The sequence below is a fragment of the Streptomyces sp. Ac-502 genome (assembly GCF_045222935.1).
Lineage (GTDB): Bacteria > Actinomycetota > Actinomycetes > Streptomycetales > Streptomycetaceae > Streptomyces > Streptomyces monomycini.
Genome location: NZ_JBHFFO010000001.1, coordinates 2319208 through 2338390, shown reverse-complemented (window position 1 = coordinate 2338390; position 19183 = coordinate 2319208). Strand labels below are relative to the sequence as shown.

Genomic DNA, 19183 nt, shown 5'->3' with positions numbered 1-19183 from the left:
GGGGTGCGGCGGGCGGGGGAGCCGGATCGGGAACGCCTGTGCCATCCATGGGCGGCAAACTATCAGGAAGCCTGCCTGATAATAAGGAAAATTCACCGGCCGTCACCGCAGCGACCCCCGCACCAGGGGGTCTGGAAGGATCCGGGCATGGATGAGCCGCGCGGACCCGCCCCCGCCCGTACCACCTCGGCCGCCGTACGCACCGCCCCGCGCACCGCCTCACCGAGCACCGCGCGCGCCATCAACGACCGCCTGGCCCTCCGGCTCCTCCAGAGCGAGGGCCCGCTGACCGCCGGAGAGCTGAAGACGGGCACCGGACTGTCCCGGCCGACCGTCGCCGACCTCGTCGAACGCCTCCAGGCCGCCGGGCTGATCGCGGTCGTCGGCGAGTCGGGCGCCCGGCGGCGCGGGCCCAACGCCCGGGTGTACGGCATCGTCGCCGGCCGCGCCCACCTCGCCGCCGTCGACCTGCGGACGCACAGCGCCACCCTCGCGGTCGCCGACCTGCTCGGCCGGGTACTGGCCGAGGCTGCCGTCCCGGTCGGCCCGGACGCCGACCCCGGCCGGGCGGCGGCGCACGGTGTGGCCACCCTGGAGAAGCTGCTCGGCGAGGCCGGGGCGGGCCGGCCGCACGTCGTCGCGGTCGGCGCGCCCGGCCTGGTCGACCCGGCCACCGGGCGGTTCGGCGGTACGGAGTGGGTGCCCGCCTGGCACGCCGCGCTCGTCACGGCGTTCGGCGACCGGCCGGCCGCGCCGGTCCTGCTGGAGAACGAGGTCAACCTCGCCGCCGTCGCCGAGCAGCGGGACGGCGCCGCGCGCGACCGGGACACCTTCGTCCTGCTCTGGCTGGGCCACGGCACCGGCGCCGCCGTCGTCCTGGACGGCCGGCTGCGCCGCGGCGCCTCCGGCGGCACCGGCGAGATCGGCTTCCTGCCCGTACCGGGCACCGGAGCGCTGCCCACGGCCGCGGGCTGCGACGGTGGCTTCCACTCGCTGGCGGGCTCCGCGGCGGTGTGCCGGCTGGCCGCCGAGCACGGCATCCAGGCGGGCCCGGGGGAGAGCGGCTCCGAGGGTACGGACGTGACCGGCGCACCGGCCGCCGAGGCGCTGGTACGTGCCGCCGTCGGCGCGGGCGAGTCCGGCGCCGCCTTCCTCGACGCGCTGGCCGCCCGGGTCGCCATCGGGGCGGCCGCCGTCTGCGCCGTACTGGACCCCGGCTGTGTCGTGCTCGGCGGCGAGACCGGCCGCGCGGGCGGTGACGCGCTGGCCGGCCGGGTCGCCGAGCACCTCGCGCGGATGTCCCCGCTGCGGACCGAGGTACGCGCGGGGACGGTCGGCGGACGGGCCGTGCTGCGCGGCGCGGTGCTCGCGGCGATGGACGCTGCCCAGGACGACCTGTTCGGGCCTGCGGCCTGAACCAGGCGGCCGGAGGGTGCGTGCGGGCGCCCGAATCCTGACCACGGCCCTGACAGCCCTTGCAGCCCTTGCAGCCCTTGCAGCTCTGACGGTCCGCCTTCAGTCAGCCCTACAGTCCGCCTCCTACCGCCCGGCCTTCACCCCACCATCCGCCTCCACCCCGCCACCCGCCTCCACCCCGCCACCGCTCCGCTCCGCCAGGAAGTCCCCGTAGCTCCTCGTGCCGTCGGCGTGCCGGAGGGTCAGGTTCTCGCCCCGCCGCAGCGCCCCGAACACCTTGCCGGGCACCCACACCGGCACGAGCACCCGCCGCCGCCCGCCGGCGCGCAAGGTGTCCCGTACGAGGTCGCGGGCGTCCCGCACCTCGGGCCCGCCCAGGTCCGCCACCCGGCCGGCCGGCGCTCCGGACGCCAGCTCGGCCAGTCGGGCGGCGACCTCGCGGACGTCCACCGGCTGGAGCCGCACACCGGCCGGCACCGGCAGCACCGGCAGCCGCGCCCCGGCCTTGACCAGCCGCAGCACCAGGTCGTGGAACTGCGTGGTGCGCAGCACGGTCCAGCCGACCCCCGAGTCCGCGATCAGCCGCTCCACGTCGAGCTTCGCGCGGTAGTAGCCCAGCGGGATCCGGTCCACGCCGACGATGGAGATGTACACCAGGTGCCGTACCCCGGCCGCCCGTGCCGCCTCGACGAGCCGGCCGGCCGCCTCGGTGTCACCGCTCGGCGACGAGGCGCAGTGCACCACGGTCTCCACGCCCGCCACCGCGGGGGCCAGTCCCGAGCCGTCGCGCAGGTCGACCGCGTACGAGCGCAGCCGGGGCCGTTCGGCGCCGGCGGGCGGTCGGCGGCTGAGGCTGCGTACGTCGTGCCCGGCGGCGAGCAGCCGGGCGACCACGGCCCGGCCGAGCGTGCCCGTGCCGCCGGTCACCAGAATCGTCGTCATCGCGATCAGTCCTCGGGGTGGGAAGCGGGGGCGGTCCGGGCCGGGGGTCCGGCGGCGGGGCGGGGCGGCGCGGCGTCCGTGCCGCTCCCTGTGAGCCACTCCACAGGTCGCTGCCCGCATGGCCGACGATCAGACGTGGCAGACTGAAGCCGTACTGAATTGACATACGCAGCGCACTCCGGGGTCGGTGAAAGTCCGAACCGGCGGTAACAGTCCGCGACCCGGCCGCCTCCAGCGGCCGGTTGAGCAGGTGGAATTCCTGCACCGACGGTTAAAGTCCGGATGGGAGGCAGTGCGCGGCGGGCGAGCAGCGGTACCCCGCCGTCGGCGGCGGTCGTCCTCGTGTCCACGAGTGGCGTCCCCTTTCCGGCCTCGGTGTCCCCGTTGTCCCGTTCCCGTTTTTCCTGTCCTTCGTGACAGCCCCGGAGTCCGTGCCCTGAGTGGCAGGAGGACCCGGTGGCCACACCAGCCCCCGCGCAGACCGCGGCGATGCGCCGAGCCATCCAGCTTGCCGCCCGCGGCCTCGGGCACACCAGCCCCAATCCCGTCGTCGGCTGTGTCGTCCTGGACGCCGCCGGGAACGTCGCGGGAGAGGGCTGGCACCAGCGGGCCGGCGGCCCGCACGCCGAGGTCGACGCGCTGCGCGAGGCCGGCGAGCGGGCCCGCGGCGGCACCGCCTTCGTCACGCTGGAACCCTGCAACCACACCGGCCGCACCGGCCCCTGCGCCCAGGCCCTCATCGAGGCGGGCGTCGCCCGGGTGTACTACGCAGTCCCGGACCCGAACCCCGCCGCCACCGGCGGCTCCACCACCCTCGCCGCGGCCGGCGTCGAGGTCGAGGGCGGCCTGCTCGCCGACGAGGCCGCCGCCGGCAACGAGGCCTGGCTCACCGCCGTACTGCGCCGCCGCCCCTTCGTGCTGTGGAAGTACGCCGCCACCCTCGACGGCCGGATCGCCGCCGCCGACGGCACCAGCCGCTGGATCACCTCGGCCGAGTCCCGCGCCGACGTCCACCGGCTGCGCGCCCAGGCCGACGCGGTGATCGTCGGGTCCGGCACCGCCCGCGCGGACGACCCGCACCTCGGCGCGCGTGTCGCGGGCCTGACCGGCACCGAGGTCAGCCAGCCGCTGCGGGTCGTGATCGACACCGGTGCCGCCGTCGTCAAGCCCGGCGCCCGCGTCCTGGACGGCACCGCGCCCACCCTGATCGCGGTCGCCGAGGACGCCGACACCGGCCACCTCGACGGACTCGCCCCGATCGTCCGGCTGCCGCGCTCGGCGGGCGGCACCGGGGTGCACCTGCCCGCCCTGCTCGCCGCCCTGTACGAGCGCGACGTCCGGTCGGTGCTCCTGGAGGGCGGTCCGACCCTGGCCGGCGCCTTCCTCGCCGCGCACGCCGTCGACAAGGTCGTCGGTTATCTCGCGCCCGTCCTGCTGGGTGCCGGTCCCGCCGCCCTCGGCGACGCCGGAATCGCCACGATCGACCAGGCGTTGCGCCTGGAGGTGACCGACACCGTCCGGCTCGGGCCCGACCTGCGCATCACCGCCACCCCCGCCCGCCACACCCTGAACGAGGAGAACTGACGTGTTCACCGGAATCGTCGAAGAACTGGGTGAGGTCGCCGCCGTCGAGAACCTCGGGGACAGCTCCCGGTTCACCCTGCGTGGCCCGCTCGTCACCGAGGACGCGAAGCACGGCGACTCGATCGCCGTCAACGGCGTCTGCCTGACCGTCGTGGAGACCGGCGCGGGGACCTTCACCGCCGATGTGATGGCCGAGACGCTCGGCCGCTCCAGCCTGGGCGCGCTCGTCCCCGGCTCGCGGGTCAACCTCGAACGCCCGATGGCGCTGGGCGGCCGCCTCGGCGGGCACCTCGTCCAGGGTCACGTGGACGGCACCGGCACCATCGTCTCGCGGACGCCCGGGGAGCACTGGGAGATCGTCGAGGTCGCGCTGCCCGCCGGACTCGCCCGTTACGTCGTGGAGAAAGGCTCCGTCACCGTCGACGGCGTGAGCCTCACCGTGGTGGACGCGGGCGACGACTTCTTCACCATCAGCCTCATCCCCACCACCCTCGCCCTGACCACCCTCGGCATCAAGCAGCCCGGCGACCCGGTCAACCTGGAGGTCGACGTCCTGGCCAAGTACGTCGAACGGCTGCTGGGCCAGGGCGCGGGCCGGAACCAGGACCGGGGCCAGGACCGGGGCCAGGACCAGTCCCGGGGCACCGCGGCGGCCGTCGCGGCCGGGGAAGAGAGCCTGCGATGAACCCCTCGGCTGGCTGAACGGCCCGGCCTTCACCGCCTTCGGCCAGCAGGTCATCTGGTCCGACATGATCGGCAACAGCATCGGCCTGGCCGCCCTCGCCTTCGGCTGGCGGCGCTCCATATGGACCTGGCCCGCGCAGTTCCTGTCCGGCCTGATCCTGGTCTCCGCCTACGCCTACGCCCACCTCAGCGGCGGTATCGGCAAGCAGCTGCTGGTCATCGGCGTGGCGCTGTGGGGCTGGCGGCAGTGGCAGCGCGGCCGGCAGCAGGCCCAGGACGGCTCCATCGCGGTACGCTTCGCCACCTGGCGCGAACGCGGGCTGCTGCTCGCCGGCACGGCCGTCGGCACCGTTGCCGTCGGCTCGCTGTTCGCCCTGCTGCCCCAGCTGTCCTGGAACCCCTGGCCCGACGCGTACATCTTCGTCGGCACCCTGGCGGCGATGGTCGCCCAGGCCCGCGGCCTGGTCGAGTTCTGGTTCGCCTGGCTGCTCGTCGACATCGTCGGCGTCCCCCTCGCCTTCAGCAGCGGCCTGGCCTTCTCCGGCCTGGTCTACGTCGTCTACCTCGGCCTCGTCCTGTGGGGTATGCGCGACTGGTGGCTGCGCTCCCGCACGAACCCGCAGCCCGTCCTGGAAGGAGCGGCGGCATGACCGCACTGCAGAGCTGGTACGACCCCGAGGGTGCCGTCGAGCGTGACGCCCTCCTCGCCCTGGACCCCGTCGAGCAGGCCGTCGCCGACATCGCCGCCGGCCGCCCGGTGGTGGTCGTGGACGACGAGAACCGCGAGAACGAGGGCGACCTCATCGTCGCCGCCGAACGGGCCACCCCCGAGATCCTCGCCTTCATGATGAGCGAGTGCCGCGGCCTGATCTGCGCCCCCATGGAGGGCGCCGAACTGGACCGCCTCGCGCTGCCGCAGATGGTCGAGCACAACACCGAGTCGATGCGCACCGCGTTCACCGTCTCCGTCGACGCCACCTCGGCGCACGGCGTCAGCACCGGCATCTCCGCCGCCGACCGCGCCGCCACCCTGCGCCTGCTGGCCTCCGGCGAGGCCGGTCCCGCCGACTTCGTCCGGCCCGGCCACATCTTCCCGCTGCGCGCCCGCGAGGGCGGCGTGCTGGCCCGCAACGGCCACACCGAGGCCGGTGTGGACCTCGCCCGGCTGGCCGGGCTGCGGCCCGCCGCAGCCATCGTCGAGATCGCCGGCGAGGACGGCACGATGCTCCGGCTGCCGGAGCTGGTGCCGTTCGCCCGCAAGCACGGACTGTCGATCATCTCCATCGAGGATCTGATCGCGTACCGCCGCAGCGCGGAGCCGACCGTCCGGCGCGAGGCCGAGACCCGGCTGCCCACCCGCTACGGCGAGTTCACCGCGTACGGCTACCGCTCCACCGTCGACGGCGTCGAGCACATCGCGCTGGTCGCCGGCGAGGTCGGCGACGGCGAGGACGTCCTCGTACGCGTCCACTCCGAGTGCTTGACCGGCGACATCTTCCACTCGCTGCGCTGCGACTGCGGCCCCCAGCTGGAGGAGTCGCTGCGGCGCGTCTCGGAGGCGGGCCGCGGCGTGGTGATCTACCTGCGCGGACACGAGGGACGCGGCATCGGGCTGCTGTCCAAGCTGCGCGCGTACGAGCTGCAAGAGCGCGGCCGCGACACCCTCGACGCCAACCTGGAGCTGGGCCTGCCCGCCGACGCCCGGGACTACGGTGCCGGGGCCCAGGTGCTCGCCGACCTCGGCGTGCGCTCGCTGCGGCTGATGACCAACAACCCGGAGAAGACCGAAGCACTGGTCCGGCACGGCCTCAAGGTCATCGGCCGGGAGCCGATGCCTGTACAGGCGGGCGAACACAACCTGCGGTACCTGCGCACCAAGCGGGACCGGATGGGGCACGACCTGCCCTGGCTCGACGCGGACCGCGCGTCGGCCTGCGGCAACCAGTAAGCACCGCGGCCGGACCCGGCCGTCCCACCCACGTACGTACGTGCACGAGCACCGGACCCCGAGGAGACCAGAACCGTGAGCGGCAAGGGCGCACCCGAACTGTCCGTGAAGAACTGTGGCGACCTGCGGGTGGCCGTCATCGCCGCCCAGTGGCACGAGAAGGTGATGGACGGTCTGGTGGACGGCGCCCTGCGCGCCCTGTCCGAGCTGGGCATCGACGAGCCGACGCTGCTGCGCGTGCCCGGCAGCTTCGAGCTGCCGGTGGTAGCCAAGGTCCTGGCGGGCCGCGGCTACGACGCGATCGTGGCGCTCGGCGTCGTCATCCGCGGCGGCACCCCGCACTTCGACTACGTGTGCCAGGGCGTCACCCAGGGCCTGACGCAGGTCAGCGTCGACACCGGCGTACCGATCGGGTTCGGCGTGCTGACCTGCGACACCGAGGAGCAGGCCCTGGACCGGGCCGGAATCTTCGGGTCCACCGAGGACAAGGGCCACGAGGCGGTGACCGCGGCCGTCGCCACCGCCGCGACGCTGCGCACCGTCGCCGAGCCCTGGCGCTGAGCGCGGCCGGGCGACCGCGTAGGGTGGGTCACATCATGTCCAAGAAGACGTTCGAGGAGCTCTTCGCCGAGCTCCAGCAGAAGGCCGCCACCGGCGACCCCGCCACCTCCCGCACCGCCGAGCTGGTCGGCTCCGGCGTCCATGCGATCGGCAAGAAGGTCGTCGAGGAGGCCGCCGAGGTCTGGATGGCCGCGGAGTACGAGTCCGACGAGGCCGCCGCCGAGGAGATCTCCCAGCTCCTGTACCACCTTCAGGTGATGATGGTCGCCAAGGGCATCTCCCTCGACGACGTGTACGCCCATCTCTGAGCCGTCGCCCGGCCCCGCACCACCCCCCCCCTTTTTTCTCTCACCCCTCCTCCCGCACGAAGGAAGTCGTTCTCATGCTGCGCATCGCCGTCCCGAACAAGGGTTCACTGTCCGAGCCTGCGTCGGCGATGCTCCATGAGGCCGGCTACCGCCAGCGCAAGGACCGCAGGGAGCTGGTCCTGGTCGACGCGGAGAACGAGGTCGAGTTCTTCTTCCTGCGCCCGCGTGACATCGCGGTCTACGTCGGCTCCGGCAAGCTGGACATCGGCATCACCGGCCGCGACCTGCTGCTCGACTCCGGCGCGCAGGCCGAGGAGATCATGCAGCTCGGCTTCGCCGGCTCGACCTTCCGCTACGCCACCCGCCCGGGCACGGCCCGGGAGGTCACCGACTTCGGCGGCATGACGGTCGCCACGTCCTTCTCCGGACTGGTCACCCAGCACCTCGCCGACCACGGCGTGAACGCCTCCGTCGTCCACCTGGACGGCGCCGTGGAGACCGCCATCCAGCTGGGCGTCGCCGAGATCATCGCCGATGTCGTGGAGACCGGCACCACCCTGCGCAACGCCGGACTGGAGATCATCGGCGAGCCGATCCTGAAGTCCGAGGCGGTCGTCATCCGCGGCAAGGGCGCGCCCGAGGACGACCCGAAGGTCCGCCAGTTCCTCCGCCGCATGCAGGGCGTCCTGGTCGCCCGGCGCTACGTGATGATGGACTACGACATCCGCGTCGAGCACGTCGAGAAGGCCGTCGCCCTCACCCCCGGCCTGGAGTCGCCCACCGTCTCCCCGCTGCACCACGAGGGCTGGGTCGCGGTCCGCTCGATGGTCCCCTCCAAGGACGCCCAGCGCATCATGGACGAGCTGTACGAGCTGGGCGCCCGCGCCATCCTGACCACCGGCATCCACGCCTGCCGCCTCTGACCCAGGCCAGGCGGCCCGGCCGCCGCCGACGGGCGGCGGCCACACCTGCCGCCGGCCCGCGCCGGCGGCCCGTACGAAAGAGCCCAGCGACGTGTCCGCGCCCGCATCCGCGCCCCTGCCCGCCCTCCCGGTGACCTTCCGGCCGGGCCGCACCCGTGCCGTCCTGTACGGCGTCGGCATCGCCCAGCTCGCCGTGCTGACGGTGATCGCCGTCCTGCTGCCGAACCTGGGCGGCGGCGAGCGGGTCAGCTTCGTCTTCACCGGGCTGGTCATCCTCGGCGTGCTGCTGCTGCTCGCGCGGCCCAAGGTCGTCGCCCGGCAGGACGGCGTCACGGTCGTCAACCTGACCACCAAGCGCGAGCTGGCCTGGGCCCAGGTGCTGCGGGTCAACCTGCGCCAGGGCGACCCCTGGGTCCACCTCGACCTGGCCGACGGCACCAGCCTGCCCGCGATGGGCATCCAGCCCGGCATCGCGCGCGACCAGGCCGTCCGCGACGCCCGTACGCTGCGGGCGCTCGCCGAGAACCACGGCACCGGGGACCAGCCGGCCCGGTGACCCTGCCCGCACCCCGGCCCTGCTGATTACCCTGGTGCCCAGGGCGCGCTCCGCGCCCCGCCCCGCCAGCGGGCCCCTGCAACATGAGGAGTGACTCCCTCCAGCAATGGACGGATCGTCCGGTAGTACCTGCGCCGCCCCTCCACCGGAACCCCCGCATCCACGGGAGTTCCCCCTCACGGAGGCGGCGGCATGACCGCCACACTGCTGCTGCTCGCGGCGGCACTCGTCCTGATCCTCGCCAACGGCTTCTTCGTCGCCGCCGAGTTCGGCCTGGTCACCGTGGAGAAGGCGGAGGCCGAACGGGCCGCCGCCGAAGGGGACCGGCGCGCCCGCACCGTCGTCGGCGCACTGCGCGAACTCTCCTTCCAGCTCTCCGGCACCCAGCTCGGCATCACCATCACCTCCCTGGTGGTCGGCATGCTCGCCGAGCCCGCCCTGGCCCGTCTGCTGTCCGGGCCGCTGACCGCCACCGGGCTGCCGGCCGGTGCCGTACCCGGCATCGCCGTCGTCATCGGGATGCTGCTGGCCTCCGCCGTGCAGATGGTCCTCGGCGAACTGGTGCCCAAGAACTGGGCGGTCTCCAAGCCGCTCCAGGTCGCCCGGTTCGTTGCGGGCCCGCAGGGCGCCTTCTCGCGGTTCTTCCGCCCGGTGATCTCCCTGCTGAACACCGTCGCCAACCGGCTCGTACGGGCCCTGGGCGTGGAGCCGACCGACGAGCTGGCCTCCGCCCGCACCCCCGGCGAACTGGTCTCGCTCGCCCACCACTCGGCCCGCGCCGGGGTGATCGAGCAGGACACCGCCGACCTGTTCGTGCGCACCCTCTCCCTCGGCGGGCTGACCGCCGAGAACGTGATGACCCCGCGGGTACGGGTCAGCGCCCTTCAGGCCTCCGCGACCGCCGAGGACATCCTCAACCTCACCCGCGCCACCGGCCTGTCCCGCTTCCCCGTCTACCGCACCCGGCTCGACGAGGTGGTGGGCATGGTGCACCTCAAGGACGCCCTCGCGGTGCCCGAGCACGACCGGCTGCGCACCCCGGCCGCCCGGATCGCCGTACCGCCGCTCCTGGTCCCGGCGACGCTGCCGGTGCAGCCGCTGCTGGAGCGGCTGCGCAGCGAGCAGCCGATCGCCGTGGTGGTCGACGAGTACGGCGGCACGGCGGGCGTCGTCACCCTGGAGGACATCGTCGAGGAACTGGTCGGCGAGGTACGGGACGAGCACGACCGGATCGACCTGCCCGAGCTGGCCCAGGCACCGCCCGAGGACGGCCGCCCCGCCTGGGACGCCGACGGCGGCTGCCGGGTGGACACCCTGCGGCGGATCGGCCTGGACACGCCCGACGGCCCGTACGAGACCGTGGCGGGCCTGGTGGCCCAGATACTCGGGCGGGTGCCCGCGCCCGGCGACACCGCCGAGCTGGACGGCTGGCGGCTGCGGGTGCGGCTGGTGTCCCACCACCGCGCCGAGCGGGTCCGGATCATACGGACCGCGGGCGCCGCGGCACCCGCCCCGACGCCGGCGGAGGTGGCCCGGTGAGCTTTCTGCAACTCCTCTTCGCCGTCTTCCTGGTCCTGGTCAACGGCTTCTTCGTGGGCGCCGAGTTCGCACTCGTCTCGGTGCGCCGCAGCCAGATCGAACCGCTGGCCACCGCGGGCTCCAAGCGGGCCCGCAAGGTGCTGCACGGCCTGGAGAACCTGCCGCAGATGATGGCGGCGGCCCAGTTCGGCATCACCGTCTGCTCCCTGACGCTCGGCGCGGTCGCCGAACCGACCGTCGCCCGCCTCCTGGAGCCCCTCTTCCACGCGGCCCGGCTGCCCGGGCCGTTGATCCACCCTCTCGGTTACGTCATAGCCCTGGCCGTGGTGGTCTTCCTGCACCTCGTCATCGGCGAGATGGTCCCGAAGAACCTGGCGATGGCCGCCCCGGAGAAGACCGCGCTGTGGTTCAGCCCCGGCCTGGTCGCCTTCGCCCGGCTGTGCCGCCCGGTCACCGCGCTGCTCGGCGCGTGCGCCCGCGGCGTGCTGCGGCTGTTCCGCGTCGAGCCGAAGGACGAGGTCGAGGCGGTCTTCACGAGCCAGCAGCTCACCGACCTCGTCGAGGACTCCAAGCAGGCCGGCCTGCTGGCCCCCGCCGAGCAGGAACGCCTCTCCGACGCGCTGGAACTGGGCAGCCGGCCCGTCACCGACGTCCTCCTGGACCCGGCCGGACTGGTGACGGTCGACCCGGCCGTCACCCCGCGCCGGGTCCAGGAGCTGACCGTCAAGACCGGCTACTCCCGCTTCCCGGTGTCCGCGCCCGGCGGCGCCTACATGGGCTACCTGCACGTCAAGGACGTACTGGACCTGGAGGAGGGCGACCGCGCGGTGCCGCAGCACATCTGGCACCCGATGACGACGCTGCGCGCCGAACTCCCCCTGGACGACGCCCTGACCGCCATGCGCCGCTCCGCCTCCCACCTGGCCGCCGTCGCGGACGCGACCGGGCGGGTGCTGGGGCTGGTCGCCCTGGAGGACGTACTGGAAAAGCTGGTGGGAGAGGTACGCGACCCGGCACACCGCCAGGAACTGCCGACCGCACCCCCTTCAACGGCGCGCAGGGCGCCCGCGTCCCCGAAGTCCCCGGCGACCGCCTCTCCGGCCCGCGCCCCGCCCCGGGGCCGGCCACCAGGGAGGACCGGGCGCTGGCGGGGTGATCCTGACCATGGTGGAGGTGTGAGCCCGCGGGGGTTTCTGCGGGCTCACGTCGTTTCTGCGGGCGGCCCTCGTTTCTGCGGGCGGCCCGTGCCGGAGGCGGCGGCCGCGCGCGTGCACGGGCAGGGCGCGCCCGGCTCAACGGTGCAGCTTGCGCAGTTGGACACCTGCCGCTTCGTGTTAGAGCGGCGGTGTTCCGCTTCGTGTCAGAGCGGCGGCGCCTCCGGGCCCGGTCCGGTGACCGGGCCGCGGCCGGAGAGGACCTCGCCGTACGCCTGCATCAGGTCCGGCAGCCGCAGGGTGGCCAGGTCGTCGCGGGACGGGGCGCCGGACCAGGTGGACAGCCGCAAGTCGCGGTAGGCACAGCTCTTCTCGTACAGCGTGCGCAGGAAGCGGCCGTTGCCGAGTTCGTCGATCCAGCCCTGGCCGACGACGTGCGCGCTGACGCTGCGCAGTTCCTCCAGCGACTCCTCGTCCCAATGGTCGCCGTTCTCGGCGGCCAGCACCTCGCCGATGGCGGTCAGCTCCGGCGGCCGGTAGCTCGGGAAGTCGACGCGTGAGGTGAAGCGCGAGGACAGGCCGGGGTTGGCGGCCAGCAGGCGGTCCATGCCCTCCGGGTAGCCGGCCAGGATGACGACGAGGCGGTCGCGGTTGTCCTCGGCCCGTTTGAGGAGGACCTGCAAGGCCTCGTCGCCGTACGCGTCGCCCTTGCTGTACGCGGAGTTCGAGAGGCTGTACGCCTCGTCCACGAACAGCACCCCGCCCAGCGCCGAGTCGATCAGCTCGTTGGCCTTCACGGCGGTCTGCCCCAGGAACTCGCCGACCAGGTCGGCCCGTTGTGCCTCGACCAGATGATCGCCGCCGAGCAGGCCGAGGGCGTAGAACACCCGGCCGAGTATCCGGGCCACGGTGGTCTTGCCCGTCCCGGACGGGCCGGAGAAGACGAAGTGTCGTTTCGGCGGCTGCACCGGAAGGCCCTGGCCCGCCCGCAGCCGCGCCATCCGCAACTGCGCCGACAGCGCCCTGACCTGACGCTTCACCGGCTCCAGACCGACCATCCGCTCCAGTTCGGCGAGCGCCTTCTCCAGCAGCACGGGGTCGGACGGGCCGGCCGGCAGCCGTTCCGAGCGGCGCGGGCCGCCGAGCATCGCCTTCTCCCGTACGGCCGGCCCCGCGTCCCCGAGCGAACCGCCCGTCAGGTCGCCGTCCGGGACCTCCGGGTCGGCCGTGGCCAGCAGTTCCCGCCCGTCCACCGGGTCGAACGGGGAGAGCGGGTCCAGATCGCCGCCCGCCTCCTGGCCGAAGCCGGCGGTCACGGCCGCGAGGTCGGTGCCTTCCTCCAGGCCGTCCCCGTCGGCGATGGCCGCGAGCCGCGCCGCGGTGTCCATGAACGCCGGGTCGACCCGGTGCACCGAGCGGTACAGCGGCAGCGCGGCGGCGCTGCGGCCGGTGCCCTCGTGGGCCCGGGCGAGCCAGTACCGCAGCTCCTTGCGCTGCGGCTGCTCGCTGCGGCAGCGCATCAGGGCGGCCGACAGCAGCGGCTCGGCCTGCCCGAACATCTCCTGGCGCACCCGCGCCATGCCGCCGAACAGTCCGGCCTCGATGCCGAGCAGCGGATCGTCGAGCAGTGGTTCGGTGTGCCGTACGAGCTGGTCCCAGTCCTTGACGAGGTAGGCGCGGCAGGCGTGCAGGAAGCGCACCTGCGGATCGGTGTCCACCGGCGGGCAGCCCGCCAAGGCCTGGTCCAGCTCGGCGACATGGCGGCCGTCGAGCCAGTGCGAGGCGTACGCCAGCAGCAGGTCGCGGCCGGTCTCCAGCACCGGCTGGACCCACCAGCCCAGCCAGTACCAGGAATTGAGTGTGCGTCGGTGCCGGGCCCGCTGTTCCCCGAACCGGTCGCGGTGCCGGTGCATGTGCAGCAGCGCGGTCGAGGTGTCCGCACGCAGTGCGTGCAGGCCGAGCCAGCCGTCGGCCATCGTCGGGTCCATCCGCACCGCGGCCCGGAACTCCTCCTCGGCCTGCGGGTACGCGCCTACCGTGTAGGCGTCCACCGCGCGCAGCCAGGCGAGTTCGGCCGGGGCGTGTGTGCCCTGGGTGCCGAAATCCATCACGTCCCCCACAAAACGTCCCCCGTGGTGTGCCGCCGGGCGAGTGCCAGGCCACAGCGTGTTCGAACGAACCGGCGTGCTCGGGGCGGCAGTTGCAGGTCGCCCCCGGCTGCTCTTCGACTGCGTCCTTCGGTGGCACGGACTCGCATCGTACCTGCGGTATCGGTGCAGGCCGAAGAGGGCGGTGCGGGGGAAGGCGAGGCTCCGCGGCGCGAAGGGAGCGGTGACACAGGGTGAGGAGGCGAACGGCGCGCGGCGGGCGCCGAGCGCCCGGGCACAGAACGAAGCCCCCGATCACGGGGGAACAACCGGGGGCTTCGCGTCTGCGGGCGGTCCGTCAGAACCGCACATTGAGAACGTAAGTCCTGTACGCCCCCCAGGTCAAGCCGAGTTGAGGCAGTCGGCGGTACGCGTAGGGCGACGATCTGCGTACCGCCCGTGGTCCGTCACGTACGGTGATGATTCAGGGGGTACCGCACGCCTCACCAGGCCCCGGCAGCACCTCGTAACCCTCGGTGCACCCCCGTACCAGCAGGGCGGCGTGCGGACGCGAGGGGTCCGCCGCGAAATGGGCGCGCTCCGCCGGGATCCAGTCATCCCAGAACGCAGCCTGGGCTGGTCCGTCCCGCCGTCGTCCACGGTCCCAGGAATGACACGCCGTCAGTTCCATCCACAGCAGGCACGCCAGATACGGGCGCAGCGCGCGGCGTCCCGCACCGACGCCCTCCACGACGACGGCGTGCGCCGGTGCAAGCTCCCGGCGCGCGGTGAACTCCCTGCGCTCCCAGTCGTACACCCCGTAACGCGCGCGCTCCCCCGGGACAGCGGTTCCAGGACCTGGAGACGGAACCGCTCCGTCCATTCGAACAGCTCGTCGTGGGTCGCGATGTCGTCCAGACGGACGACCGGAGCGTCGCCGAGCGCCGTGGCCAGATGCCGCGCGAAGGTGCTCTTGCCGGACCCGGCGTGCCCGTCCACCGCGATCAGCCGGACGGGGCCGCAGGACGGGGGCAGCGCGCGCAGCCGGCCGGCGAGGCCGGGCGGGATCGGCCGGATCGGCTCTTGACGCACGCTGCTGCCTGTCTGCTGTGACGGGTGAGACGCTGCCAGATTACCGGTACGCAGGGTGCGGACCCGCGGCTGCACGGGCGCCTTCGCGCAGGGGGCTGCCCGGGCCCCGTACGGCCTTCCCCTGTCGCAAATTGCTGATCCCTGCGGCGACGCGCGACGAACGGCTGGCCGAAGGGGGTGTGCGGGGGAATAGTTGAGCTCCACTGTTCTCCTGGCTCAATCCTTCGCATCCGACTGGGGGACTCCACCATGAGCAGACCCACGCCCCGGCGTACCGTTCTGGCCGCCGCCCTCGCCGTCGCGGCGGGCACGGCCACCCCTTGGCGCACGCCGCCTCCCCTTCCGCACCGTCCGCCGCACCGAAGGCGAAGCGTCTCGTGGACTACCGAGCCTGGCACACCGCAGCCGACTGGAACCAGGGCGTCGCGAACGGCACCCGCGTGGTCGACGGGCGCCGCCCCGGCGTGGCGATCGACCGCCCGGCCGGCACCGCCGACTACCGTGATCCGCACACCGGTACGACCGCGGCCTGGGAGTACGCCGTCTGGACGTCCCCGGCCCGCACACTCAAGGTCCCGTCCACCGAAGCCGTCGTCTCCTGGAACGCCCAGACGCCCGCCGGCACCTGGATCGCCGTCGAGCTGCGCGGCACGTACGGCGACGGCGTACGGACCCCGTGGTACGTCATGGGCCGCTGGGCCGCCGGGGACGGCGACATCCGCCGTACCTCCGTCGACGGCCAGAAGGACGGCCGGAGCAGCATCTCCACCGACACCTTCGCGATCGACACCCCGGCGAGCGGCGTGCGGCTGGCCTCGTACGAACTGCGCGTCACGCTGTACCGGAAGCCCGGCACCACCCAGACCCCCACGGTGTGGCGCCTGGGCCTGATGGGCTCCGACATCCCCGACCGCTTCGACGTACCGGCCTCCAAGCCGGGCGTCGCGACCGGCCGCGAGCTGGCCGTGCCGCGCTACTCGCAGGAGACCCACAAGGGTCAGTACCCCGAGTACGACAACGGGGGCGAGGCCTGGTGCAGCCCCACCTCCTCCCAGATGATCATCGAGTACTGGGGCCGCAAACCCACCGCCGCGGACCTGGCCTGGGTCAACCCCGCCTACGCCGACCCCCAGGTCTGCCACGCCGCCCGCTACACCTTCGACTACCAGTACGAGGGCTGCGGCAACTGGCCGTTCAACACCGCGTACGCGGCCACGTACCGGGACATGGAGGCCGTCGTCACCCGGCTGCGCACCCTCTCCGACGCCGAGACCCTCGTCCAGGCGGGCATCCCCGTAATCACCTCACAGTCCTTCCTGGCCGCCGAACTGACCGGCGCGGGCTACGGCACGGCCGGCCACCTGATGACCGTCATCGGCTTCACCCGCACCGGCGACGTCGTCGCCAACGACCCCAACTCACCGACCAACACCGCCGTCCGCCGCGTCTACAAGCGCCGCGAGTTCGAGAACATCTGGCTCCGGACCAAGCGCAAGAACGCCGAGGGCAAGGTCGTCAGCGGCACCGGCGGCATCTGTTACGTCTACTTCCCCATCGAGGTTTCTGCAGTTCAAAGGGCCGCGCTGGGAGCCGTGGGTATCTGCTGACGGGACACGCAAGAGCCCCCGATGCGCTTCACTCGGGGGCTCTTGCGAGGGGCTCCAACCGTTCAGGAAGCAGATAAGGAGATCTTTCAGGAATCCGCCTCGAACCAGCGCTGCATCGCGGCCCGGCCCCGACCGTCAGCCTCCGGCATCATGTGCGCGTACACGCGCAGCGTGGTCGATGGGTCGGCGTGCCCCAGCCACTTAGGAGAGCCTCCGGCCACGTCGGGGGCTCTCTGCATGCCCGGGGAGGTGCCGTGCGGCCCCACGACCTGTTCCCCGACGACCTCGTCTACGCCCACGACGCCGAACGCCTCACCGGCGTACCCCAGACCGTCATTCGCAAATGGGCCTCACGCGGCCGCATCCAACGCTTCCAGGGCGACGGCCGGCCTACCGGCCCGTCCCTCAACGTGTACCCCGCGCCGCCTGACGCGAAGGGTGCTCATGGAAGACGTCGCCTCCCTGCCCGCCTCTACAACGACAGCTGCGACCCGATCGCCCGCTACCTGATCCGCGTCTCCGTCGACCGCTACCCTGGCAACCCCGAGCGGTCGAATCAGCACTACCGCGAGAACCCGCTCATCTGGGAAGAGATGGGCCTGAGCGCCAGCATGGGCGGGGAGCCGATCGGTTGGCGCGTGCAGCACGACTGCGATGCGTTCAAGGAGCTGTGGGCGCTGTTCGAGAACGAGAACGGGTGCTACCCGCTGTACCCGGGCGAGTCGGCATGGCTGGAGTACAGCTACACGGTCTCCGACGAGAAGTGGGGTACGTGGTTCCGGCGGGCGGTGCGGCTGCCGGCCCAACGGCTCGGTGTGCGCCTGGACTTCCCGGCCGAACTTGACCCGATCGTATGGGGCACGGAAACCACCATGACGGCCGCGGCGTTCCCCTTCGAGAACCCGATCCGATCCGCAGCCGAAGGCGACCGCCGGGTGTTCTCCTGGAGTACCGAAGACCCGCCGCTGCATGCCTGGTACCGCCTGGAGTGGAAGTTCCGTGCCCGCCCGACCGAGGAGCCCGCCCTGACCGCCACCGAAGACACCGCCAGCGCCCGGATGGCCGCGAGGAGTCGCCGCAGTTCGACGAGCAATACGAGGGTTGCCTGAGCTTCCTCAACGTGCGCGGCATGGTACCTCGCCCACTGTCCATCAGCGTCGAGCACACCGACGTCGACGGTCAGCAGCGCATCACCATCTTCGAGCGGGGACACGCCCGGCTCGTCGCCCACGAGGTCGACCACCTGCACGGGGGCTGTACCGCGCGAAGATGAGGCCCGGCGTCGAGCCCATCCCCGTATCCGAATACCGTGGCGCAGGCCGCAGTTGGCGGTACGGATCGGCTCGGTGACCATCACCGAGCCCGGCGTTGCTACCGCAGTCATCGTCAGCGACGGCCGTGTGCTGCTGATCCGCCGCCGGGTGCCCGAGGGAGACTCCCTCTGGCAGTTCCCTGCGGGCGCCATCGAGCCTGGCGAGTCCGCCGAGCAGGCCGCCGTGCGCGAGACACTGGAGGAGACCGGGCTGACCGTCGAGGCGGTCAAGCTGATCGGTGAGCGGGCTCACCCGAAGACCGGCCGGTCGATGTCGTACCCGCCTGCGCGGTGGTCTCAGGAGAGGCGCGCGTAGCAGACGACGAGGAGCTGTCCGAGGTCGCATGGGTGACCCACAATGAGATCCCGAAGTACGTGCGCTACGGCGTGTACGGGCCGGTGCAGGAGTACCTGGACGCGCCCCTGACGCACTGAGCGCAGTACAGCACACCCCCGGTCGGCACATCCGGCCTGGGCGTGCCGTGTCCAGCGCGCCTGTCGGCCGCCGCCGCGGGGCCGTGTGGTCCGGGCGCTACGGGTTCTGCTCACGCTCGTGCCAGCGCCTGCGGACGATCAGGAACACGAACAGGCCGACGATGGGGCAGGACGCGACGACCGTGGGGAGACCCGTCGGCCATCCCTCACCGATAGGCATGGGGATGGCCAATGCGGTGATCAGTGGAACACCGCACAGGAGAATGGCCACGCCCCACGACCAGGCCTTTGCGAAACTGTTCCACCAGCTCTGGGACTGCACCCACGGTTCGATATACAGAATTCCGGCTGAAACCGGCCACACGACGGCCAGGGCAATGACCGGGGAAAGAGCGAGTCCCCTACTGCCGTTCAGCTCGCGGATGAAGGACACCCCTGGGTAAGTCAGAGCGAACCCCAGAGTCACGCCGACGGTGCTGTAGCCAAAGGCTTGCTTCGCGCTTGCCTGCTCGCTGTCTTCGGACGTTTCCCCCAGCATGGCTGCTCCTGGCTGTCGTGTGGCCGGTTCTTTCTTGCCGTCAGGCGCAGGCGCTGGCTACTCCGTCGGGACCGCTCACGGCCATGACGAAGCCGGCGAATTCCTGGCCGGCCTCCGGCGGGACGTGTCCTTCCTTGATGTACCTCCAGGCGTACTTGGCGAACTTCGCGTACCCGCCGAGCTTGCCGATGGTTCGGGCGACCTTCGCCACGGGGAAGAGGGCATAGCGGAGTGATCGGTGAATAGCCTGCAAGCATAGACCGGTTGCCCCCAGCCTTCTTCCCCGTTCTTCTTCCTTGGGTTGCAGCCGCCAGGGTCAGCGCCGCGTTGACGGGAAGCTAACACGCCAAAAGGCATGCCCCAAGCGATCTTTCGCGTTAAGCAACATGCCGCCCGACGCGGCGTTCAACAAAAGCTGTCTCACGACTGGCCTCGCCGGTGCGGGTTTCCGGGATAGCGCCCGTCCGCGCCAGATGAGGCACCTGTGCCAGCGGCAG

At 72.5% G+C, this 19183-nt stretch carries 17 protein-coding genes, 4 pseudogenes and 1 riboswitch; of the genes and pseudogenes, 15 read left to right on the top strand and 6 right to left on the bottom strand.

Annotation, left to right across the window (positions count from 1 at the left end; translation table 11 throughout):
• The first annotated feature begins 147 nt into the window (after positions 1-147).
• Positions 148-1416, top strand: coding sequence for an ROK family transcriptional regulator (locus ACEXOX_RS10495; RefSeq protein ID WP_406520095.1), 1269 nt, complete (start codon positions 148-150; stop codon positions 1414-1416).
• A gap of 123 nt (positions 1417-1539) precedes the next feature.
• On the opposite strand, the gene ACEXOX_RS10490 is transcribed toward ACEXOX_RS10495, so the two are convergent.
• Positions 1540-2358, bottom strand: coding sequence for an SDR family oxidoreductase (locus ACEXOX_RS10490; protein WP_406520094.1), 819 nt, complete (start codon positions 2356-2358; stop codon positions 1540-1542).
• A gap of 169 nt (positions 2359-2527) precedes the next feature.
• Positions 2528-2658, top strand: a riboswitch (FMN riboswitch).
• A gap of 189 nt (positions 2659-2847) precedes the next feature.
• On the opposite strand from ACEXOX_RS10490, the gene ribD reads away from it, so the two are divergent.
• From ribD to ACEXOX_RS10440, 10 genes and pseudogenes are all read left to right on the top strand, one after another.
• Positions 2848-3942: a bifunctional diaminohydroxyphosphoribosylaminopyrimidine deaminase/5-amino-6-(5-phosphoribosylamino)uracil reductase RibD gene (gene ribD / locus ACEXOX_RS10485; RefSeq protein WP_406526292.1), complete on the top strand. Its 1095-nt coding sequence runs from the start codon at positions 2848-2850 to the stop codon at positions 3940-3942.
• A 1-nt stretch (position 3943) separates the two neighbouring features.
• Positions 3944-4627 carry a riboflavin synthase gene (locus ACEXOX_RS10480; RefSeq protein WP_406520093.1) on the top strand — a complete coding sequence of 228 codons (684 nt, stop codon included), beginning with the start codon at positions 3944-3946 and terminating at the stop codon, positions 4625-4627.
• 64 nt (positions 4628-4691) lie between these two features.
• Entirely contained in the window at positions 4692-5276 is a 585-nt protein-coding gene (locus tag ACEXOX_RS10475) for a nicotinamide riboside transporter PnuC (protein ID WP_406520092.1), read from the top strand.
• A complete protein-coding gene (locus tag ACEXOX_RS10470; protein ID WP_406520091.1) occupies positions 5273-6574 on the top strand; it encodes a bifunctional 3,4-dihydroxy-2-butanone-4-phosphate synthase/GTP cyclohydrolase II in 1302 nt (433 codons plus the stop codon). The genes ACEXOX_RS10475 and ACEXOX_RS10470 overlap by 4 nt, the downstream gene beginning before the upstream one ends.
• A gap of 75 nt (positions 6575-6649) precedes the next feature.
• Complete coding sequence (ribH, locus tag ACEXOX_RS10465) at positions 6650-7135, top strand: 6,7-dimethyl-8-ribityllumazine synthase (protein ID WP_003986918.1); 486 nt, start codon at positions 6650-6652, stop codon at positions 7133-7135.
• Between the two features lie 35 nt (positions 7136-7170).
• Positions 7171-7443 (top strand): phosphoribosyl-ATP diphosphatase, encoded by a 273-nt coding sequence (locus ACEXOX_RS10460; protein ID WP_406520090.1) that lies wholly within the window; start codon positions 7171-7173, stop codon positions 7441-7443.
• Positions 7444-7517: 74 nt separating this feature from the next.
• Positions 7518-8366 (top strand): ATP phosphoribosyltransferase, encoded by an 849-nt coding sequence (hisG, locus tag ACEXOX_RS10455; RefSeq protein WP_030017416.1) that lies wholly within the window; start codon positions 7518-7520, stop codon positions 8364-8366.
• Positions 8367-8457: 91 nt separating this feature from the next.
• The gene (locus tag ACEXOX_RS10450) at positions 8458-8922 is read left to right on the top strand and encodes a PH domain-containing protein (protein ID WP_406520089.1); all 465 of its coding nucleotides are present in this window, start codon (positions 8458-8460) and stop codon (positions 8920-8922) included.
• A 192-nt stretch (positions 8923-9114) separates the two neighbouring features.
• A complete protein-coding gene (locus ACEXOX_RS10445; RefSeq protein ID WP_406520088.1) occupies positions 9115-10461 on the top strand; it encodes a hemolysin family protein in 1347 nt (448 codons plus the stop codon).
• Positions 10458-11487 (top strand): annotated as a pseudogene (locus ACEXOX_RS10440) (hemolysin family protein); the annotation flags it as partial. The gene ACEXOX_RS10445 and the pseudogene ACEXOX_RS10440, both read left to right, overlap by 4 nt.
• Before the next feature lie 334 nt (positions 11488-11821).
• On the opposite strand, the gene ACEXOX_RS10435 reads toward ACEXOX_RS10440, so the two are convergent.
• Together ACEXOX_RS10435 and ACEXOX_RS10430 are read right to left on the bottom strand one after the other, a co-directional pair.
• Positions 11822-13723 (bottom strand): AAA family ATPase, encoded by a 1902-nt coding sequence (locus ACEXOX_RS10435; RefSeq protein WP_406520087.1) that lies wholly within the window; start codon positions 13721-13723, stop codon positions 11822-11824.
• Between the two features lie 463 nt (positions 13724-14186).
• Positions 14187-14794, bottom strand: a pseudogene (locus ACEXOX_RS10430) (uridine kinase).
• 249 nt (positions 14795-15043) lie between these two features.
• Between ACEXOX_RS10430 and ACEXOX_RS10425 the strand changes: the two are divergent.
• A pseudogene (locus ACEXOX_RS10425) lies at positions 15044-16401 on the top strand (peptidase C39 family protein).
• Between the two features lie 86 nt (positions 16402-16487).
• Here the strand turns inward: ACEXOX_RS10425 and ACEXOX_RS10420 are convergent.
• Positions 16488-16640, bottom strand: coding sequence for a hypothetical protein (locus ACEXOX_RS10420; RefSeq protein ID WP_406520086.1), 153 nt, complete (start codon positions 16638-16640; stop codon positions 16488-16490).
• Between the two features lie 15 nt (positions 16641-16655).
• Between ACEXOX_RS10420 and ACEXOX_RS10415 the strand changes: the two genes are divergently transcribed.
• The 3 genes and pseudogenes from ACEXOX_RS10415 to ACEXOX_RS10405 all read left to right on the top strand — a co-directional run bounded on the left by ACEXOX_RS10415 (position 16656) and on the right by ACEXOX_RS10405 (position 18148).
• On the top strand, positions 16656-17510 hold the full coding sequence (locus tag ACEXOX_RS10415; protein WP_406520085.1) for a hypothetical protein: 855 nt from the start codon (positions 16656-16658) through the stop codon (positions 17508-17510).
• An 11-nt stretch (positions 17511-17521) separates the two neighbouring features.
• A complete protein-coding gene (locus ACEXOX_RS10410) occupies positions 17522-17674 on the top strand; it encodes a peptide deformylase (protein WP_406520084.1) in 153 nt (50 codons plus the stop codon).
• Positions 17675-17747: 73 nt separating this feature from the next.
• Positions 17748-18148 (top strand): annotated as a pseudogene (locus tag ACEXOX_RS10405) (NUDIX hydrolase).
• A gap of 97 nt (positions 18149-18245) precedes the next feature.
• Here the strand turns inward: ACEXOX_RS10405 and ACEXOX_RS10400 are convergent.
• Together ACEXOX_RS10400 and ACEXOX_RS10395 are read right to left on the bottom strand one after the other, a co-directional pair.
• Positions 18246-18686, bottom strand: coding sequence for a hypothetical protein (locus ACEXOX_RS10400; RefSeq protein ID WP_406520083.1), 441 nt, complete (start codon positions 18684-18686; stop codon positions 18246-18248).
• A 40-nt stretch (positions 18687-18726) separates the two neighbouring features.
• Positions 18727-18897: a hypothetical protein gene (locus ACEXOX_RS10395; protein WP_406520082.1), complete on the bottom strand. Its 171-nt coding sequence runs from the start codon at positions 18895-18897 to the stop codon at positions 18727-18729.
• Positions 18898-19183: the final 286 nt, after the last annotated feature.